Source organism: Sphingopyxis sp. EU05-FHT14B03 (assembly GCF_058790875.1).
Genome location: NZ_JBYTDC010000003.1, coordinates 808,661 through 825,795 on the forward strand (window position 1 = coordinate 808,661; position 17,135 = coordinate 825,795).

Sequence of the window (17,135 nt, forward strand, 5' to 3'; positions counted from 1 at the left end):
CCCCATTCAAGGAGCCTGAAATGTCCGAAGAAACCCCGAACAGCGTCACGCTGGAGAAAGACGGCAATGTCGCCGTCGTCATCGTCAACAACCCGCCGGTCAACGCGCTGAGCTGGCACGTCCGCGAGGGCCTCGCCAATCACTTCGCGACCGCGCTCGCCGACGACAGCGTCGAGGCGATCGTGCTGCGCTGCGACGGCAGCACCTTCATCGCCGGCGCCGACATCAGCGAATTCGGCAAGGCGCCGCGCGGTCCCGATTTCAACGCGGTGCTCAACAGCATCGAACAGGCGACCAAGCCGGTCGTCGCCGCGATCCACGGCACCGCGCTCGGTGGCGGGTTAGAGACCGCGCTCGTCTGTCATTATCGCGTCGCCGTCCCTTCGGCGAAGCTCGGGGTGCCCGAGGTCAAGCTCGGCCTGCTGCCCGGCGCCGGCGGCACCCAGCGCTTGCCGCGGGTCGTCGGCGTCGAAGCCGCCGCGACGATGGTGTCGTCCGGCGATCCGCTGCCTGCCGCCAAGGCGAAGGAACTCGGCCTCGTCGACGCGCTCGCGGGCGAGGACAGCCTCGCCGCCGACGCGATCGCCTTTGCGCGTACCAAGATCGCCGACGGCCCGCGCCCGACGCGCGAACGCGCCGTGTTCGGCGACGTCGCGATCATCGAACAGCTCAAGACCGCCAACGCCAAAAAATGGCGCGGGTTCGACGCGCCCTATGCGAACCTCGCCTGTGTGGAGGCCGCGACGCGGCTGCCGTTCGACGAGGGCCTCGCCTTCGAGCGCCAGGAATTCACCAAGCTGATGTTCGGCAGCCAGTCGGCGGCGCAGCGCCACATCTTCTTCGCCGAACGCCAGGCCGCGAAGATCGACGACCTGCCCAAGGACACCGCGCTGCGCGACGTCAAGAAGGTCGGCGTGATCGGCGCGGGCACGATGGGCGGCGGGATTTCGATGAACTTCCTCCAGAAGGGAATCCCCGTCACCATCGTCGAGATGCAGCAGGAAGCGCTCGACCGCGGCACCGGGGTCATCCGCAAGAATTACGAGGCTTCGGCTGCCAAGGGTCGCTTCAAGCCCGAGCAGGTCGAGCAAATGATGGGCATATTGACCCCGACGCTCAACCTCGACGATCTCGCCGACTGCGACCTGATCATCGAGGCGGTCTATGAGAATATGGACGTGAAGAAGGAAATCTTCGCGAAGCTCGATACGATCGCCAAGCCGGGCGCGATTCTCGCGTCGAACACCAGCTACCTCGACATCGACGAGATCGCGACCGCGACGAGCCGCCCCGGCGACGTGCTCGGCATGCATTTCTTCTCGCCCGCCAACGTCATGAAGCTGCTCGAAGTGGTGCGCGGCGACAAGACCGCGCCCGACGCGCTGGCGACGGCGATGGCGATCGGCAAGAAGATCGGCAAGGTCGCGGTGGTTGCGGGCGTGTGCGACGGCTTCATCGGCAACCGCATGCTCAAGCCGCGCCAGGTCGAAGCGATGAACCTGCTGATGGAAGGTGCGACGCCGCAGCAGATCGACAAGGTGCATGTCGAATTCGGCATGCCGATGGGGCCGTTCCAGATGAGCGACCTCGCCGGCGTCGACATCGGGTGGCACCGCGACCCGACGCGCATCGAATCGATCCGCGACGCGCTCGCCGCCAAGGGCCGCTGGGGGCAGAAGACCGGCAAGGGCTTCTACGACTATGACGAGAAGCGCAACCCGACCCCGAGCGCCGAGGTGGCCGAGATCATCGAGGACTTCCGCCAGCACTCGAACAAGGCGAAGCGCGAGATCAGCGATCAGGAAATCATCGAGCGCACGCTGTACCCGATGGTCAACGAAGGTGCGCTGATCCTCGCCGAAGGCAAGGCGCAGCGCGCGTCGGACATCGATGTCGTGTGGATCTATGGCTATGGCTGGCCGGTCTATCGCGGCGGCCCGATGTTCTGGGCGGGGCTGGAAGGCACCGACAAGATCGTCGCGGCGCTTGAGAAGCATGGTTTCGCGGTGGCGCCTTTGCTCAAGGAAAAGGCCGAGGCGAGGTCGGGCTTCTAAAGTCCCGCTTCGGCAAGGATGAAAGGGCCGCCTGTTCCATCGCGGGACGGGCGGCCTTTTCCTTGCCCCGCTTCCGCCGCACTCCCGAACAAATTGCTGCGATTCAGGGTTAAGGCACTGGCAGCATCTGCCGTTAGGGCAGAGCATGACCCCCATGTCCGTCCTTGCCGCCCTGCTGCTCGCCGGAACGGCTGCCGCGCCGCCGCCCGTGGCGACGCCGCAGGCGAGCGCGACCGGCATCGCGCGCGCGCGGATCGTCGCGCCGGCCGAGGTGCGGCGGGTCGACGGACGGCTGGAGGTGCGGACGGGCGACCGCAAGGCGCCGACGCAGGTCCATCGCACCGACCGCAAGGACGGCGGCGAGACGGCGGATTTTTACTGAGGACGCGTCACCGCTCGACGTTCCCGGTTGGCCGGATCAATCCCCCCCCATCGTCACCCCGGACTTGATCCGGGGTCCATTCCCGCCACGCTGGAAGAATGGATCCCGGATCAAGTCCGGGATGACGAAAATATGGGGCAAAGGTCAGCCCGGATCGCTCAGCCCTACAGCGTCTGGATGATCGCCGAAAAGTCGCGGCCGTCCTTGTCGGCCTCGACGAACGCTTCATAGAGTTCGCGCGCCTTCGATCCCATCGGGACGTCGGCGTCGACGCTCGCCGCCGCCTCCATCGCGAGGCGAAGGTCCTTGAGCATCAGCGCCGCGGCGAAACCGCCGACATAGCCATTGTCGGCGGGGGTCACCGGCCCGACGCCGGGGAGCGGCGCATAGCTGGTCAGCGACCAGCATTGCCCCGACGACACGCTGGCGATGTCGAAGAATTTCTGCGGATCGAGCCCGAGTTTCTGCGCGAGCGCGAGCGTCTCGCAGGTCGCGATCATCGAGGCGCCGAGGAGCATGTTGTTGCAGATCTTCGCGCCCTGCCCCGCGCCCGCGTTGCCGGCGTGGATCACCGCCTTGCCCATCCTGGCGAGGATCGGTTCGGCGCGGGCAAAACCCTCGTCGGTGCCGCCGACCATGAAGGTCAGGGTGCCCGCATTGGCGGCTGCGATCCCGCCCGACACCGGCGCATCGACCGCGACGAGGCCCTTGGCGGTGGCGGCTTCGATATTCGAGCGCGCGGTCGCGACGTCGATCGTCGAGCAGTCGAGCAGCAAGGTGCCCGGCGCGGCGTTGGGGAAGACGTCGGCTTCATAGACGCCCGCGACATGCTTGCCCGCGGGAAGCATCGTCACGACCGCCTCGGCGCCGGTGACGGCTTCGGCCGCCGATGCGGCGCGGGTGCAGCCTGCCTCGACCGCGCGGGCGAGCGCTTCCTCGCTGAGGTCGAAGGCGCGGACCTCGTGGCCCGCCTTGGCGAGATTGGCAGCCATGCCGCCGCCCATATTGCCGAGTCCGATGAATGCGATTTTCATTGTCTCTCCCCTCCCGCTTGCGGGAGGGGCCGGGGGAGGGCCTGTCCCGAATATTGCACTGATGGAGAGGAAACAGGCCCTCCCCTAACCCCTCCCGCAAGCGGGAGGGGGACTTGGGCTACCGCCCCTTCCACACGCCTTCGCGCTTCTCGATGAAGGCGGCCATGCCTTCGGCCTTGTCCTCGGTCGCGGCGAGAATCTGGAACAGGCGGCGTTCGTAGATCAGTCCCTGGTCGAGCGTCGTCTCATAGGCGGCATTGACCATGTCCTTGTTCACCATCGCGGCCATCGGCGGCATCGCCGCGATCGTGGTCGCGGTCTTCACCGCTTCCTCGACGAGGCTCTCGTGCGGCACGACGCGCGCGACGAGACCCGAACGCTCGGCTTCGGCGCCGTCCATCATCCGGCCGGTGAGGCACATTTCCATCGCCTTCGCCTTGCCGACCGCGCGCGTCAGCCGCTGCGACCCGCCCATGCCCGGCGCAACGCCGAGCTTGATTTCGGGCTGGCCGAATTTCGCTTTTTCGCTGGCGATGATGAAGTCGGCCATCATCGCGAGTTCGCAGCCGCCGCCGAGCGCGAAGCCGTTGACCGCGGCGATCCACGGCTTGCGGACCTTCTTCACGAAGTCGCTCGTCCATTTCGAGAAGAAATCCTCGAGATAGAAATCGGCGGCGGGCTTGTCGGCCATTTCCTTGATGTCGGCGCCCGCGGCGAAGGCCTTGTCGCCCGAGCCGGTGAGCACCGCGCAGCGCTGGCTGTCGTCGGCTTCGAACGCCGCGAAGGCCGCGATCAGGTCGTCGAGCACGCCCGAGTTCAGCGCGTTCAGCGCCTGCGGACGGTTCAGCGTGACGAGCGTCACCGCGCCCTTTTGTTCAACGAGGATGGTTTCGTAGGTCATAGCGGTTTCCATTCTTCCTGTTCGGGGAGCGGCGCGAAGATCGCGGCGATCAGATCGTCGCCGACGCCTTCGGGCGTCGCGGGATTCCATTGGGGGGCATTGTCTTTCTCGACGATCACCGCGCGCACGCCCTCGGCGAAGTCGGGGCGGGTCAGGACGCGGCTGCCGATACGATATTCCATCGCCATGTTGGCGGCGAAATCGGGCAAATCGAGACTGTCTGCCAGCTGGCGCAGCGCGACCTTGCATGTCTGCGGGCTTTTGGTGCGCAGCGCCGCGAGTTCCTTCGCCGCCCATTCGCCCGGATCGACTTCGAGCGCGGCGAGGATATCCTCCAGGCGGTCGGAGGCGAACAGGCGGTTGATGTCGGCGATATGCGCGACGATTTTCGCCTCTGGCGGGGTCGTCGACAATTCGCCGAGGATGCCACCGATGCGGTCGGGGTGCTCGGCTATGCGCGCCTTGGCCTCGGCGAGCTTGTCCGCCGGGAGATAATGGGTCGCGAGGCCGAGCGCGAGGCATTCGGCGCCGTCGAGCCGCGCGCCGGTGAGCGCGAGGAAGGGACCGACGCGGCCTTCGAGCCGCGAGAGATACCAGCCGCCGCCGACGTCGGGGAACAGGCCGATCCCCGTTTCGGGCATGGCGAGCCGGGTATTCTCGGTTGCGACGCGATATTTGGCGGGCAGCGAAATGCCGACCCCGCCGCCCATGGTGATGCCATCCATGAAGACGACCACGGGCTTGGCATAGGTGAAGAGCAGGTGGTTGAGCTGGTACTCGTCGTGGAAGAAGCGGCGGCCCGAGGCGCCGTCGTCGGTGAGCGCCGAATTGCGCAGGAAGGCGATGTCGCCCCCGGCGCAGAAACCGCGCCCTTCGCTATGGTCGAGGATGACGGCCTGCACGGCGGGGTCGTCTTTCCAGGCGACGAGCGCCGCGGTCATGGCGTGGACCATGTCGAGGTTCAGCGCGTGGATCGCCTTGGGGCGGTTGAGCGACAGGCGGCCGGTATGGCCTTCGGTCGAAATGAGAATTTCTTCGGTCATTCACCCTCACAAACCTTCTCCCATTGGGAGAAGGATATCGAAGCCTTGCCGCTGCAAGCGGTTAGGCGGAGTTGGATGAGGGGTTGCGCCCTGTCGATGGCGCACCGCCCCTCACCCAGCTACGACTAGCCAGCAAGCTGGCAAGTCTGCGCAACCCTCTCCCGACGGGAGAGGGGAAACATCATTGCCGCAGCAAATCCCGGCCGACGATCATCCGCATCACCTGGTTGGTGCCTTCGAGGATCGAATGGACACGCAGGTCGCGCCAGAAGCGCTCGATCGGATAATCGCGCAGATAGCCATAACCGCCGAACAATTGCAGCGCGTCGTTGACGATCTTGCTGCCGTTATCGGTCGCGAGCCGCTTCGCCATCGCCGAGAAGCGCGATTTGTCGGGGGCGTTCGCGGTGACCTTTGCCGCCGCGAAATAGAGCAAGGCGCGCGAGGCTTCGAGGTCGGTCGCCATGTCAGCCAGCATGAATTGCGTGTTCTGGAAATCGGCGATCGGCGACCCGAACTGCTGGCGATCCTTGGTATAAGCGATCGCCTCGTCGAGGCAGCGCTGCGCGCCGCCCAAGGAGCAGGCGCCGATGTTGAGGCGGCCGCCGTCGAGCCCCGCCATCGCGAAGCGGAAACCGTCGCCCTCGGCACCAACGAGATTTTCGACCGGTACGCGGCAATCCTCGAAAATCACCTGCGCGGTCGGCGAGGCATTCCAGCCGAGCTTTTTCTCGGGGGCACCGAAGCTCAGGCCCGGCGCGTCCTTTTCGATGACGAGGCAGCTGATCCCCTTCGACTTTTCCTCCGAGGTGCGGACCATGCAGACATAGATGTCGTTATACCCCGCGCCCGAGATGAACTGCTTGGTGCCGTTGAGCACATAATGGTCGCCGTCGCGTTTCGCCGTGGTCTTGAGCGCCGCGGCGTCGGACCCCGACCCCGGTTCGGTCAGGCAATAGCTGGCGATCTTTTCCATGCTCACCAGCTCGGGCAGGAAACGCGCCTTGACCTCTGCGCCGCCGAAACGGTCGATCATCCAGGTCGCCATATTGTGGATCGACACATAGGCGCTGGTCGCGGGGCAGCCATAGGCCATCGCCTCCATGATCAACGCCGCCTCCATCCGGCCGAGGCCGATGCCGCCCGATTCCTCGGCGACGTAGATCGCGCCGAAACCGAGTTCGCCCGCCGCCTTCCACACGTCGACGGGATAATGGTTATTTTCGTCCCATTCGGCGGCGAAGGGCGTGATGCGGTCGGCGGTAAACTTGCGCGCCATGTCCTGGATGGCGAGCTGATCGTCGGTAAGCTGGAACTGGTCGGTCATGCGCTCTTCTCGATAAGGATGGCTTCGGCTTCGATTTCGACTTTCCACTCGGGGCGGATCAGCGCGGGGATGACGAGCATCGTCGATGCGGGGCGGATGTCGCCGAACATCGCGCCATGCGCGCGCCCGACGAGGTCGGCGTCGGCGGCGTCGGTGATATACATGCGGGTGCGCACGACATCAGCGGGTGAGCCGCCGAGCGCTTCCAATGCCTCGCGGATGATCGTCAGGCAGCGTGCGGCCTGCGCCCCGGCATCGCCCGAGGTCGACGAGCCGTCGGGTTCGATCGGCGCGCAGCCGGCGACGTCGATGCGATTCCCCACCCGAACCGCACGGCTGTAGCCATAGACGGGTTCGAACGGGGACGCCGAAGAGTGGTTACGCCGGGACGCGTCAGCCACAGGTGACCTGCGTGATCTTGTACGCGTCGTCATACATGACGTTCACGCGATCGACGCGGTAGTCCATCGTCATCGCCGAACGCGGCGGGCCCCAGCGAAGCGTGCGCGCGCCCGATGCCTTGAGGATCGCGCCGCCAAGATCGGGGGTTGCGATCTGGCCGACATAGGATTGCGCGGCATCGGCCTTGCAGGCCGCTTCGGCGGGCGGCGGGGTCGATTCGACGGGCGCATCGTTGCCCGCACAGGCGGCAAGCGGCAGGACGGCGGCGATTGCGAGCAAGCGAATGTCCATCGTGAGTCTCCCTTTGAAAACCATTATCCGGCGCAGCGCGTATAGCGCATCGGGCTCGCTGCGGCACCCTCACCATAGTCGCGACGGACGAGCGTCTTGCCGCCGTCGGCCACGCTGAGCACCATTAGCCGGTCCCAGTCCATCCCTTCGCCGCTGAATTTATAGTCGGCGACGATGCGGGTCGCGCCGCGCTCGCGCACCCGCGCGAGTTCGCCGTGCGATTCGTGGAAACGCAGGTTCGCGGCGTCGATCACCAGCGCGGTGAGGTCGGTGCCGGGACGCTTGGGACAATCGCTCGCGTCGAGCGCCCAGCGCCCCTGGATCGCGGCGGGAATCGCCTTGTCGCCGCTGCCGACGCCCGCTTCGAGCGCGGCGGGCGGTTTGATCGCCGGATCGGGCTTATAGTCTTCCGTGGTGGTCGCCGCCGGAGCTTCGGGCGAAGTTTCGGCTGGTGCATCGGGAACGGTCGGCGCGACGCTGGCCTTTTCCTCGGGCGCGGCCTTGTCGGCCGTATCGCCGCAGGCGGCGAGCATCAACACACCAAGGGGGAGCAGATAGGCTTTCATCGTCATTCTCCTTCGCGAGGAGAAATGCGCCGGCGCCGGGAGCGGTTTCATTCGCCGCCCCCTTCGTGCAGCACTTGCTTGTTGAATTCGGCGGTCGCGAGCGCGGTGTCGTTGTAGCGATACCAGCGCGGTGCGGGCAGCCCGGCCTGCCAGGCGAGCGCCTCGGTCAGCGTGCCCTGCGCCGAGGGGGTGTCGGGCATCAGCGCGCCGATCGGATCGGCATAAGCGGTGTCGGCGCTGACCACGGTCCAGCCCGCCCCCCGCAGCGCGCGGACAAGGTCGCCGATATAGAGTGCGGCCAAGTCGGTTTCGTGGAGGAGCATCACCTGCACCGGCTGGCGCCCGATGACCTGCTGCATCAACCCGTCGGCATAGTCGGCGGCCTCGACATGCCAGGTGACGTAAAGCTTCCCAAGCGCCGCGCGGTCGATCGGCTTGCCGGCCTTGGCCGCCGCGATCGCCAGCGATTCGAGATGCCAGTCGGACGATTCGGCGGTGACATAGCCATTGCGCAAGCCGCGCGCCGCGAGCCCCGCACGCAGCGCGTCACGCTTGACCTTGTCTTTGCCGCCCTCGTCAAGGAAGGGGAAGCGGAACCAGGGGCGATAGCCGGGGCGGCCCTTGAGCCAGACCTCGGCGGCATCGATGTCGGCGAGATAGGCCTCGGCACTCATCGCGTTCAGATGCGGGTGGCTGTTGCTGTGGTTGGCGATGACATGCCCCGCCGCGACATAGGCGGCGAGCTGCGCCTCGCCATTGACCCCGTCGCCATGCCCGATCGCCGCCGGGTTGACGAAAAAGACCGCCTGCGGCGCGTCGGCTTTTTTCAGTTCGGCGATGATGCGTGCGGTGCGCTCCTCGGACGTGAAGAAAGCCCCGCGCCCGCGCGGCGCGTCGTCGAACGACAGCGCGATCATCTTCTGCGCCGCCGCCGGAACCGGCAGCAGCAACAGAATCAGCAGAGGCAGGAACAGCCGCCGCAACAAGGCGGTGTCAGCCCATCGTCGGGATGACGAAAGCATTGCCGCCGTCGGGCGATCCGTCGGGCCAGCGCGCGGTGATCGTCTTGACCTTGGTCCAGAATTTCACGCCTTCCATGCCGTGCTGGTTGGTGTCACCGAACGCCGAACGCTTCCAGCCGCCGAAGCTGTGATAGGCGACCGGCACCGGGATCGGCACGTTGATGCCGACCATGCCGACGTTGACCCGCGCCGCGAATTCGCGCGCGGCATGGCCGTTGCGGGTGAAGATCGCGACGCCATTGCCATATTGATGCTTCGAGGGCAGCGCCAGCGCGGTTTCGAAATCGGGGGCGCGGACGATCTGCAGCACCGGGCCGAAAATCTCTTCCTTGTACGATTCCATGTCGGTGGTGACATGGTCGAACAGGGTCGGGCCGATGAAGAAGCCTTTCTCATGCCCCTGCAGCGAAAAACCCCGGCCGTCGACCACCAGCTCGGCGCCTTCGTCGGCGCATTTCTGGATCCAGCCTTCGACCTTTTCCTTGTGCGCCTGCGTCACCACCGGGCCGTAATGCGCCTCGGCATCGGTCGACACGCCAACGCGCAGCGCCTCGATCGCGGGGATCAGCTTGGCCTTCAGCCGCTCGGCGGTCTCGTCGCCGACGGGGACCACCACAGGAAGCGCCATGCAGCGCTCGCCCGCCGAGCCGAAGGCGGCGCCGGCGAGGTCGTTCACCACCTGGTCGAGGTCGGCGTCGGGCATGACGATGCCATGGTTCTTCGCGCCGCCCATCGCCTGCACGCGCTTGCCGTTGGCGACGCCGCGATTGTAGACATAATGCGCGATGTCCGACGAGCCGACGAAGCTGACCGCGCCGATGTCGGGATGATCGAGGATCGCGTCGACCATTTCCTTGTCGCCATGGACGACCTGGCAGATGCCCGCGGGCAGCCCGGCCTCGAGGAAGAGTTCGGCGAGGCGGACGGGGACCGAGGGGTCGCGCTCGCTGGGCTTGATCAGGAAGGCGTTGCCGGTCGCGATCGCGACGCCGGACATCCACAGCGGGATCATCGCGGGGAAGTTGAACGGGGTGATGCCCGCGCCGATGCCGATCGGCTGGCGCATCGAATAGACGTCGATGCCCGGACCCGCGCCCTGCGTATATTCGCCCTTCAGCACATGCGGGATGCCGCAGCAGAATTCGATGACCTCGAGCCCGCGCTGTATGTCGCCCTTCGAATCGGCGATCACCTTGCCATGCTCGCTCGACAGGAGGTGCGCGAGTTCGTCCATGTTCGCTTCGACGAGGCGCTTGAATTCGAACATCACGCGCGCGCGGCGCTGCGGGTTGGTCGCGGCCCAGCCGGGCTGCGCCGCCTTCGCCGCCGCGACCGCCTTGTCGAGCAGCGCCGCGTCACCCAAAGCGACCTCGGCCTGCACATTGCCGTTGTTGGGGTCGAAGATCGGGCTGCGGCGGCTGCTGCCACCGGCGCCGCCGACGATAAGATGGTCGATCTGTCGCATGGTCTGTCTCCCAAAAATGTTGCGCCTTCCACAGACCAAGCGCGCCGCGATTGCAAGGGATAGACTTGCAGGGCATTGCTGCATATTTGCAGGCCATGGACTGGGACAAGCTGCAATATTTCCTGACCGTCGCGCAGCAGGGCACCCTCGCGCGCGCCGGGGCGGCGCTGCAGGTCGACGCTACGACGGTCAGCCGCCAGCTGAGCGCGCTCGAGGCGGGGTTGCAACAGACATTGTTCGAACGCGCGCCGGGCGGTTTCCTGCTTACGGCGGCCGGCCGCGCGCTCGTCCCGCATGCCGAGGCGATGGCGGCGGCGGCGGCGCGCATCCGCTCGGCCGGCGACGGCGGTGCGGCGCTGTCGGGGCAATTGCGGATCAGCGTGTCCGAAGGGTTCGGGGGCAATTTCATCGCGCCGCGCCTCGCGGGTTTCGTCGCCGCGCATCCCGAGCTCGAGATCGACCTCGTCGCCTCGTCGGGTTTCCTCAACCCGTCGCGGCGTGAGGCCGATATGGCGGTGCTGCTCGCGCGGCCGCGAAAAGGCCCGCTGATCACGCGCAAATTGTCAGACTACAGCCTCGGTCTTTATGCCCCCGCCGACCGCACCGACTGGCAAGCGGCGGTCGCCGCGACCCCGCTGTCGCGCGCCGGGGTGCCGGTGATCGGCTATGTCCCCGACATCCTCTACGCCCCCGAACTCGATTATCTGGGCGAGATCGAGCCGGGCCTGCGCGCCGGAGTGCGCTCGTCGAGCATCCTCGCGCAAAGGCGGATGATCGCGGGCGGCGCCGGGGTCGGGGTGCTGCCCTGCTTCCTCGCCGCGAACGACCCGGCGCTGGTGCGGGTGCGACCCGAGCAAGTCATCGTGCGCGCCTTTTGGCTCGCGCTCCACCGCGACGTCGCCCCGCAACCGCGCATCCGCGCCTTCATCGACTGGCTCGATGGCGAGGTGCGCGAGAGCCGGGGGTTGTTCGTTCCGGATTAGCCTCTTTCGTCATTGCGAGCGAAGCGAAGCAATCCAGAGCGGTTTACGCACGCCCTGGATTGCCGCGTCGCCTTCGGCTCCTCGCAATGACGATGGAAATCACAAACCCTGACTCGCCTTGACAAGAGCAGCTCTGAGAGCGCTAATAGAACAAATCAGGAACATGATGCCCCACGAGTCGCACCCTTCTATCGCCGGCCTGCGTCGGCGTCTCGCCCGGATCACCGGCGAGGCCGAGCCGCGTGGGCCAATCGCGGGACGGCTGGCGAGCGGTCATGCGGACTTCGACGCCGCGCTCGGCGGCGGACTCGCGACGGGGCGCGTGCATGAATTCTTCGCCGCCGACGCGCTCGATGCGACCAGCGCCGCCGCTTTCGCCGCTCTGCTCGCGCTGCGCCTGCCCGGCCCGGCGCCACTGGTCTGGCTGCGCACCACCGATGCGGGCCGGCGCGGCGGGCAACTCTATGCGCCCGGCATCGCCGAACTTGGCGGCGATCCCGACCGGCTGCTGCTGATTGAGGCGCCCGATCCCAAATTGTTGCTCGCCTGCGCCAATGATGCGATCCGCTGCGCCGGATCGGCGGCGGTGATCGTCGAAAGCTGGGGCAAATTCCCGCTGCTCGACCTGACCGCGGGGCGGCGGCTCGCGCTCGGCGCGCGCGATGCGGGAACCACATTGCTGATGCTGCGGCTGAACGCGGTCCCCAGCGCAAGCGTCGCCGAAACGCGCTGGAGCGTCGCCGCCGCGCCGTCGCGCGAACTGGAAGCCCATGCGCCGGGCGCTCCCGCCTTCGACCTCGAACTGCTGCGCTGGCGCGGCGGCGCCGCCGGCGGACGCTGGCAAATGGAATGGCATCATGATGAACAAGCCTTTGGCGAAGCGGCGCTATCTGGCGCTGCTCTTCCCTTGGCTGCCCGCCGAGCGATGGCTTCGCTCGGCGCCGCTGCCGCCTGACGCCCCGCTCGTCTTCGCCGAAAAGGCGCGCGGTGCGCTCCGCCTTGCGAGCGTCGACCGCGCAGCGCAGGCGGTCGGGCTCGCCCCCGGCATGCCGCTCGCCGACGCGCGCGCGCGGGTGCCCGACCTGCTGGTCATCGCCCACGACCCGGTCGCCGACACCGCCTGGCTCGACCGGCTCGCGCTCGGCTGCAACCGCTATACGCCCTTGGTGGCGATCGATGCCCCCGACGGGCTGATCCTCGACATCGCCGGGACCGAGCATCTGCTGGGCGGTGAGGCCGAACTGATCGACGATCTGGAAATGCGTCTGTCACGCCTCGGCATGAGTGTCCGCCCCGCGCTCGGCCCGACCGCTGACGCGGCGCGCGCGCTCGCGCGTTACCAGACGCGCCCCGCCCCCGACGAGGATCAGGCGGTGCGCCGCCTGCCCGTCGCGGCGCTCGAACTCGAAGCCGAGGCGACGACCGCACTGGTGCGCGCGGGACTCAAGACGATCGGCGACCTCGCGAGCCGCCCGATGGCAAATATCGCCGCACGCTTCGGCGCCGGGGCCGCCACCGCGCTGCGCCGCATCCTCGGCGACGCGCCGAGCCCGCTCGCCCCGCGCATCGCCCCGCCCCCCGTCGCGACCGAACGCCGCTTTGCCGAGCCGCTCGGTAGCACGACGTATGCGACCAAAATACTAGCCGAACTCCTCGACGAAGCCGCCGCCCAAATGCGCGAGCGCGGCAAGGGCGGGCGCCATTTCCGCGCGACCTTCTTTCGCAGCGACGGCCTCGCGCGCAGCATCGAGATCGAGACCGGCCACCCGACGCGCGACACAGCGCTGGTGATGCGCCTCTTCGCTGAGCGCATGGACAGCCTCGCCGACCCGCTCGACCCCGGCTTCGGTTTCGACATGATCCGCCTCGCGGTGCCGCGGCTCGAGGCGCTCGGCGCGACGCAATTGAAACTCGAAGGCGGCGCGGTGCGCGATGCGAAGATGGACGAACTCGTCGACCGGATGACGACGCGGCTGGGCCGCGTCCGCGTCCGGCGCCTGATCGCCGCCGACACGCATATCCCCGAACAGGCGCAGCTCGCGCTGCCCGCGATCGACGCGCCGCCGCCGCTGCCGTGGGAGATGCCCGAGCCCGGCGAGCCGCCGACGCGGCCCTTCCACCTGTTCGACCCGCCGCAGCCGATCGAGGTGATCGCCGAGGTCCCCGACGGCCCGCCGCACCAGTTCCGCTGGCGACGGGCGACCCACGCGGTGCGCCGCTATGAAGGCCCCGAACGCATCGCCGCCGAATGGTGGCGCCGCCGCGACAACGCCGGGCTAACCCGCGACTATTACCGCGTCGAGGATGCCCAAGGCCGCCGCTTCTGGCTGTTCCGTCACGGGCTGTACGAAGAGAAGGAGCATCCGCTCTGGTATATCCACGGGGTGTTCGCATGAGCGAGACACCCGCCTTTGCCGAGCTGGTCGCGGCGACCAATTACAGCTTCCTACGCGGCGCCTCGCACCCCGCTGACATGGTCGCCGAGGCGATTGCGCTCGGCATGCCGGGCATCGGCATCGCCGATCGCAACAGCGTCGCCGGGGTGGTGCGGGCGCTGACCGGATTACGCAAGCTGGGCGAGGAGGCCGCCGAGGAGGGGGTCGAACTTCCGCCGCTCAAGATCGTCGTCGGCGCCCGGCTGGTGTTCGACGACGGCACCCCCGACATCATCGCCTATCCGACCACGCGCCACGGCTGGGGCCGCCTGACCCGCATGCTCACCATCGGCAATCGCCGCGCCGAAAAGGGCAGCTGCATACTCAAGTTCAAGGATCTGCTGATCCATTGCGAGGATATGCTGCTGATCGCGATGGGGACGGAGAAGGATGAATTTCTGCTGCGCCGCCTCGCGAGGCGCGCGCCGGGGTCCTTATGGCTCGGCGCGACGATGTCGCAGGGCGGCGCGGATCGGCGACGCCTCGCCCAGTTGGAGGCTTTGGCCAGCCGCATCGGCATTCCGCTGCTCGCGACCAACGATGCGCTTTATGCGACGCGCGAGCAACGGCCGCTCCACGATGTCGTCACCTGCATTCGCGAGGGCAAGACCCTGAACGATGCCGGCCGCCTGCTGCGCGCCAATGGCGAGCGTCACCTGAAATCGCCCAAGGAAATGCGCCGCCTCTTCCGCAACTGTCCCGAAGCGGTGGGCGAGAGCATCGATATATTGGACCGCATCGGCTTTTCGCTCCGCGACCTTGAATATGAATATCCGCACGAGCCGGTGCCCGAAGGGTGGGAGCCGCAAAGCTGGCTCGAGCATATGGTGATCAATGCCGCGACGAAGCTGCATCCCGATGGACTGCCCGACCGCTGGCGGGAGGTGCTCAAAGAAGAGCTGACGCTCATCGCCACATGCAAGTTCGCCTGCTATTTCCTGACCGTCCACGACATCGTGCAATTCGCGCGCACGCAGGATCCGCCGATCCTGTGCCAGGGGCGCGGATCGGCGGCCAATTCGCTCGTCTGCTACCTGCTCGAAATCACCTCGATCGATCCGATCGCCAACAACCTGCTCTTCACGCGCTTCCTGTCCGAAGAACGGCGCGAGCCGCCCGATATCGACGTCGATTTCGAGCACGAGCGGCGCGAGGAGGTGATGCAATATGTTTACCGTCGCTACACGCGTCGGCGCGCGGGCATCGCCGCGACGGTGATCCACTATCGCCCGCGCAGCGCGGTACGAGAGGCGGGTAAGGCGCTGGGGCTAAGCGAAGATGTCACTGCTCGTCTTGCCGACACCACTTGGGGCAGCTGGGGCAGTGAGATGCCGATCGAGCGGTTCGTCGAAGCGGGGCTGGACCCTGAGCAAGACGATATCGCGCGGCTGCAATGGGTCGTCGCGCAGCTGCTGACCTTCCCCCGCCACCTGTCGCAGCATGTCGGCGGCTATGTGCTGACCGAGGATCGGCTCGACGAGACGGTGCCGATCCACAATGCGGCGATGGCAGACCGCACCTTCATCGAATGGGACAAGGACGACATCGACGAACTCAAGCTGATGAAGGTCGATGTCCTCGCGCTCGGGATGCTGACCTGCATCCGCAAATGCTTCGACCTGATGCGGCTGCACGATCTGGGCGATCATGATCTCAAATCGGTCCCGACCGAAGACCCGGTCGTTTACGACATGCTGTGCGAGGGCGACAGCATCGGGGTATTCCAGGTCGAAAGCCGCGCGCAGATCAACATGCTGCCCCGCCTGCGGCCACGCGAATTTTACGACCTCGTCATCCAGGTCGCGATCGTCCGGCCGGGGCCGATCGAGGGCGATATGGTCCACCCCTATCTGAAGCGCCGCAACGGCGAAGAAGCGGTGGACTATCCGTCGCCTGCGCCGCCGCACGACCCCAAGGAACTGTATAATCTGCTTCGCAGGACATGCGGCGTCCCGCTGTTTCAGGAACAGGCGATGAAACTCGCCATCGTCGCCGCCGAATTCACGCCGGACGAAGCCAACGGCCTGCGGCGTGCGATGGCAACCTTCCGCAATGCCGGGACGATCCATCAATATAAGGAAAAGATGATCGGGGGCATGGTCCGCCGCGGTTATGAGCCAGACTTCGCCGCGCGCTGTTTCAAGCAGATCGAGGGTTTCGGCAGCTATGGTTTTCCCGAAAGCCATGCCCAGTCTTTCGCCAAGCTCGTCTATGTCTCGTCCTGGCTGAAATGCCACCACCCCGCGGTCTTCGCCTGCGGGATTTTGAACGCCCAGCCGATGGGTTTCTACGCCCCCGCCCAGCTCGTCCGCGATGCGCGCGAGCATGGGGTCGAGGTGCGCGCGGTCGATGTCAATTTCAGCACCTGGGACAACAGCCTCGAACGGCGCGATGATGGCAGCCTCGCGCTCAGGCTCGGCTTTCGGCAGGTCGACGGATTTCGCGAGGCGTGGGCGGAACAGATCACCGACGCCCGCACGACGCCGTTTGCCAGCGTCGAGGAACTCGCGCGGCGTGCGAACTTGCCATCGCGCGCGCTGCGGCTGCTCGCCGAGGCCGATGCCTGCAATTCGATGGGGCTCGAACGGCGGCCGGCGCTGTGGGATGCCCGGCGGGTGCGGCAGGGGGTGCTGCCCTTGTTCGCCGCCGCCGAAGCGAACGAGCTCGGCAACGAGGCGGACGCCGCGCTGCCCCCCACCCCGCTCGTCGAACATGTGCTGACCGATTACCAGACGACGCGGCTGTCGCTCAAAGGCCATCCGATGGCGTTTCTGCGGCAGCGTCTCGACGGCGAAGGGGTTTTGAGCTGCCTCCAGGTCGGCGCGGCAAAGAATGGCGCGCTGGTCCGCACCGCCGGAGTGGTGCTGATCCGCCAGCGCCCCGGCAAGGGCAATGCGATCTTCATCACGCTCGAGGATGAGGGCGGGATCGTCAATGTCCTGCTCTGGGCGCGCCAGTTCGAGCGCTATCGCCGTGCCGTCATGGCGTCGCGGCTGATGGAGGTTGCGGGCGAGGTGCAGCGGAGCAGGGAGAGCGTCGTCCATCTGATGGCGAACCGTATCGTCGATCGCACCGCGCTGCTCGACACGCTGGGCAGCGACCGGTCCTTCGAGCCCGAGCTATGCCGTGCCGACGAGGTCGTGCATCCGCAACAACCGCGCGGGCTTCGCCACGGGCATCCGCGCGATGTCCGCATCCTGCCCAAATCGCGGGATTTTCATTGATGCTTG

At 66.9% G+C, this 17,135-nt stretch carries 15 protein-coding genes; 6 read left to right on the top strand and 9 right to left on the bottom strand.

The features are described from left to right. Positions 1 to 20: 20 nt before the first annotated feature. Entirely contained in the window at positions 21 to 2,054 is a 2,034-nt protein-coding gene (locus AC3WS4_RS20490; RefSeq protein WP_492737866.1) for a 3-hydroxyacyl-CoA dehydrogenase NAD-binding domain-containing protein, read from the top strand. Between the two features lie 145 nt (positions 2,055 to 2,199). Then, positions 2,200 to 2,436, top strand: coding sequence for a hypothetical protein (locus AC3WS4_RS20495; protein ID WP_492737868.1), 237 nt, complete (start codon positions 2,200 to 2,202; stop codon positions 2,434 to 2,436). A 164-nt stretch (positions 2,437 to 2,600) separates the two neighbouring features. Here the strand turns inward: AC3WS4_RS20495 and mmsB are convergent, their stop codons facing one another. From mmsB to AC3WS4_RS20540, 9 genes are all read right to left on the bottom strand, one after another. Continuing rightward, the gene (gene mmsB, locus AC3WS4_RS20500) at positions 2,601 to 3,470 is read right to left on the bottom strand and encodes a 3-hydroxyisobutyrate dehydrogenase (protein ID WP_492737870.1); all 870 of its coding nucleotides are present in this window, start codon (positions 3,468 to 3,470) and stop codon (positions 2,601 to 2,603) included. Between the two features lie 118 nt (positions 3,471 to 3,588). Then, entirely contained in the window at positions 3,589 to 4,371 is a 783-nt protein-coding gene (locus AC3WS4_RS20505; RefSeq protein WP_492737872.1) for an enoyl-CoA hydratase-related protein, read from the bottom strand. Next, on the bottom strand, positions 4,368 to 5,414 hold the full coding sequence (locus tag AC3WS4_RS20510) for an enoyl-CoA hydratase/isomerase family protein (protein WP_492737874.1): 1,047 nt from the start codon (positions 5,412 to 5,414) through the stop codon (positions 4,368 to 4,370). Before AC3WS4_RS20510 ends, AC3WS4_RS20505 begins: the two co-directional genes overlap by 4 nt. 181 nt (positions 5,415 to 5,595) lie before the next feature. Beyond that, complete coding sequence (locus tag AC3WS4_RS20515; protein ID WP_492737876.1) at positions 5,596 to 6,741, bottom strand: acyl-CoA dehydrogenase family protein; 1,146 nt, start codon at positions 6,739 to 6,741, stop codon at positions 5,596 to 5,598. Next, complete coding sequence (locus AC3WS4_RS20520) at positions 6,738 to 7,175, bottom strand: RidA family protein (protein ID WP_492742952.1); 438 nt, start codon at positions 7,173 to 7,175, stop codon at positions 6,738 to 6,740. Before AC3WS4_RS20520 ends, AC3WS4_RS20515 begins: the two co-directional genes overlap by 4 nt. Further along, positions 7,135 to 7,434, bottom strand: a complete 300-nt coding sequence (locus AC3WS4_RS20525; protein ID WP_492737880.1) for an I78 family peptidase inhibitor — start codon at positions 7,432 to 7,434, stop codon at positions 7,135 to 7,137. Before AC3WS4_RS20525 ends, AC3WS4_RS20520 begins: the two co-directional genes overlap by 41 nt. Before the next feature lie 23 nt (positions 7,435 to 7,457). Next, the gene (locus tag AC3WS4_RS20530) at positions 7,458 to 8,000 is read right to left on the bottom strand and encodes a hypothetical protein (protein WP_492737882.1); all 543 of its coding nucleotides are present in this window, start codon (positions 7,998 to 8,000) and stop codon (positions 7,458 to 7,460) included. A 47-nt stretch (positions 8,001 to 8,047) separates the two neighbouring features. After that, complete coding sequence (locus AC3WS4_RS20535; protein ID WP_492737884.1) at positions 8,048 to 8,986, bottom strand: polysaccharide deacetylase family protein; 939 nt, start codon at positions 8,984 to 8,986, stop codon at positions 8,048 to 8,050. A gap of 7 nt (positions 8,987 to 8,993) precedes the next feature. After that, positions 8,994 to 10,487 carry a CoA-acylating methylmalonate-semialdehyde dehydrogenase gene (locus tag AC3WS4_RS20540; protein WP_492737886.1) on the bottom strand — a complete coding sequence of 498 codons (1,494 nt, stop codon included), beginning with the start codon at positions 10,485 to 10,487 and terminating at the stop codon, positions 8,994 to 8,996. Positions 10,488 to 10,582: 95 nt separating this feature from the next. Here AC3WS4_RS20540 and AC3WS4_RS20545 point away from each other — a divergent pair, with 95 nt between their 5' ends. From AC3WS4_RS20545 to AC3WS4_RS20560, 4 genes are all read left to right on the top strand, one after another. Next, positions 10,583 to 11,470 (top strand): LysR family transcriptional regulator, encoded by an 888-nt coding sequence (locus tag AC3WS4_RS20545; RefSeq protein ID WP_492737888.1) that lies wholly within the window; start codon positions 10,583 to 10,585, stop codon positions 11,468 to 11,470. Positions 11,471 to 11,636: 166 nt separating this feature from the next. Further along, positions 11,637 to 12,425, top strand: a complete 789-nt coding sequence (locus AC3WS4_RS20550; protein ID WP_492737890.1) for an ImuA family protein — start codon at positions 11,637 to 11,639, stop codon at positions 12,423 to 12,425. Further along, positions 12,328 to 13,866 carry a Y-family DNA polymerase gene (locus AC3WS4_RS20555; RefSeq protein WP_492737892.1) on the top strand — a complete coding sequence of 513 codons (1,539 nt, stop codon included), beginning with the start codon at positions 12,328 to 12,330 and terminating at the stop codon, positions 13,864 to 13,866. The genes AC3WS4_RS20550 and AC3WS4_RS20555 overlap by 98 nt, the downstream gene beginning before the upstream one ends. After that, positions 13,863 to 17,129 carry an error-prone DNA polymerase gene (locus AC3WS4_RS20560; RefSeq protein WP_492737894.1) on the top strand — a complete coding sequence of 1,089 codons (3,267 nt, stop codon included), beginning with the start codon at positions 13,863 to 13,865 and terminating at the stop codon, positions 17,127 to 17,129. Before AC3WS4_RS20555 ends, AC3WS4_RS20560 begins: the two co-directional genes overlap by 4 nt. Positions 17,130 to 17,135: the final 6 nt, after the last annotated feature.